The sequence below is a fragment of the Microcystis sp. M53602_WE12 genome (genome assembly GCF_030065455.1).
Taxonomy (GTDB): Bacteria; Cyanobacteriota; Cyanobacteriia; order Cyanobacteriales; family Microcystaceae; genus Microcystis; species Microcystis aeruginosa.
In genome coordinates, this window is the sequence record NZ_JASJFB010000652.1 from 1 (window position 1) to 2,653 (window position 2,653).

General features: G+C 48.0%; 2 protein-coding genes. Both read left to right on the forward strand.

From position 1 onward, the window contains the following. The first annotated feature begins 524 nt into the window (after positions 1 to 524). Positions 525 to 836, forward strand: a complete 312-nt coding sequence (gene groES, locus PX482_RS20515) for a co-chaperone GroES (RefSeq protein WP_072926587.1) — start codon at positions 525 to 527, stop codon at positions 834 to 836. Between the two features lie 46 nt (positions 837 to 882). Further along, positions 883 to 2,508 carry a chaperonin GroEL gene (gene groL / locus PX482_RS20520; RefSeq protein ID WP_002804201.1) on the forward strand — a complete coding sequence of 542 codons (1,626 nt, stop codon included), beginning with the start codon at positions 883 to 885 and terminating at the stop codon, positions 2,506 to 2,508. The last annotated feature ends 145 nt before the right edge of the window (positions 2,509 to 2,653 follow it).

Consider the following 2,653-nt stretch of genomic DNA (forward strand, 5'->3'; position numbering starts at 1 on the left):
ACAATTATTGTGTGTTGGGTTTCGTTCCTCAACCCAACCTACTACTACTACAGGCTAATGGCGATAATTCCGCTAGAAAGTATGAGAATGTGTCTGACATTCCTGAGAGGGGGTGAGTATTGGTATCATGAGTAAAAGTAAGGATATAGATAGGGTTTGCTGCAAAAAGTAAGGGCGAAGCATTCGGATAGAAAATCTACGGTTTCACCGATAGGTTATTGCCCGAATGCTTCGCCCCTACTTTTTCAGCCGACCCTAAATAGAGCATTTAATTGATTAATGCTCATTCTTAATTCTCCTGACGACCGACTCCTGAATACTGACTCCTGAATACTGAATACTGACTCCTAACCCCACCAACAAACTTATTCAGCAAACCCTAGCTTAACACCATAGTTCGGAAACCCGTACCGATCGAGCAGTTGTCAGGGGGCCTTGTATTTCGGTAAATTAGCACTCGGAAGGTAAGAGTGCTAATCTGGAAAAGACACTTACCCAAATACAAGAGAAACGGAGGATATTCCATGGCTGCAGTCAGCATCAACGTAACTACTGTTAAACCCCTAGGCGATCGAGTTTTCGTTAAAGTTAGCCCCAGCGAAGAAAAAACCGCCGGTGGCATTTTCCTTCCCGACGCCGCGCAAGAAAAACCCCAAATCGGGGAAGTCGTGACCGTCGGCACTGGCAAACGCAACGATGACGGCAGCCGTACCCCTGTGGAAGTGGGTGTGGGTGACAAAGTTCTCTACTCCAAATATGCCGGAACCGATATCAAACTTGGTGGCGAAGAATACGTTCTCCTCTCCGAAAAAGACATTCTCGCCGTCGTTTCCTAATCATCTACCCTTGAAAACCCCTATTTTGCACGAATAACGATACATTATGGCTAAATCTATTATCTACAACGAAGATGCCCGTCGCGCCTTAGAAAAAGGCATGGATCTTCTGGCCGAAGCGGTAGCTGTCACCCTTGGACCCAAAGGTCGTAACGTCGTCCTCGAAAAGAAATTTGGCGCACCCCAAATCGTCAATGATGGCATCACCATCGCTAAAGAAATCGAACTGGAAGACCATATCGAGAACACTGGTGTGGCTTTAATTCGCCAAGCCGCCTCAAAAACCAACGATGTAGCGGGTGATGGTACTACTACCGCCACCGTTCTCGCTCACGCTATCGTTAAAGAAGGTTTACGCAACGTCGCCGCCGGTGCTAACCCGATTTCTCTGAAAAAAGGGATCGATAAAGCTGCCGATTTCCTCGTCAGTCAAATCGCCAAACACGCGAAACCCGTAGAAGATTCCAAAGCGATCGCACAAGTGGGCGCTATCTCTGCCGGTAACGATGATGAAGTCGGTCAAATGATCGCCTCGGCCATGGATAAAGTCGGCAAAGAAGGCGTAATTTCCCTAGAAGAAGGGAAATCGATGACCACCGAACTAGAAATCACCGAAGGGATGCGTTTTGACAAAGGTTATATCTCTCCCTACTTTGTCACCGACACCGAACGCATGGAATGCGTTTTTGAGGATCCCGCTATTCTGATTACCGACAAAAAAATCGGTTTAGTGCAGGATTTGGTTCCCATTCTCGAACAAGTAGCCCGTCAAGGTAAACCCCTAGTAATTATCGCCGAAGACATCGAAAAAGAAGCTTTGGCAACCCTAGTGGTTAACCGTCTGCGCGGTGTTCTTAACGTCACTGCGGTGAAAGCTCCCGGATTTGGCGATCGCAGAAAAGCGATGTTAGAAGATATCGCCGTCTTAACCGGTGGTCAAGTAATCAGCGAAGATGCGGGTTTAAAACTGGAAACCACCAAAATTGATAGCTTAGGTACGGCCCGTCGTATCACCATGAACAAAGATACTACCACCATCGTCGCCGAAGGCAACGACGTGGCAGTGAAAACCCGTTGTGAGCAAATTCGCCGTCAAATCGAGGAAACCGATTCTTCCTACGATAAAGAAAAACTGCAAGAACGTCTGGCTAAATTAGCCGGGGGTGTGGCAGTGATTAAAGTCGGCGCCGCTACGGAAACGGAAATGAAAGACCGCAAATTGCGCCTAGAAGACGCGATTAACGCCACTAAAGCAGCCGTAGAAGAAGGTATCGTCCCCGGGGGTGGTACTACTTTAGCTCACCTGGCTCCCCAATTGGAAACCTGGGCCAAAGAAACCCTACACCATGAAGAATTAACCGGCGCTTTAATCGTTTCTCGCGCCATTGCTGCCCCCTTAAAACGGATCGCTGAAAATGCCGGCCAAAACGGTGCAGTTATTGCCGAACGGGTGAAAGAAAAGCCCTTTAATGTCGGTTATAATGCCGCTACCGGTGAGTTCTCCGATATGTTTGAGGCGGGTATCGTTGACCCCGCTAAAGTGACTCGTTCTGCCCTACAAAATGCCGCTTCTATCGCCGGTATGGTTTTAACTACCGAGTGTATTGTGGTGGATAAACCGGAAAAAGAAAAATCCGCTCCTCCCGCCGGCGGTGGTGACTTCGACTATTAATAATTAGGGTTTGCTGAAAAAGTACGGGCGAAGCATTCGGGCAATAACCTATCGGTGAAACCGTAGATTTTTTATCCGAATGCTTCGCCCCTACAGGACGCGGGCCGATGAAGACGCAAGGTTTTGAAGCACGATTCTCTCAAAA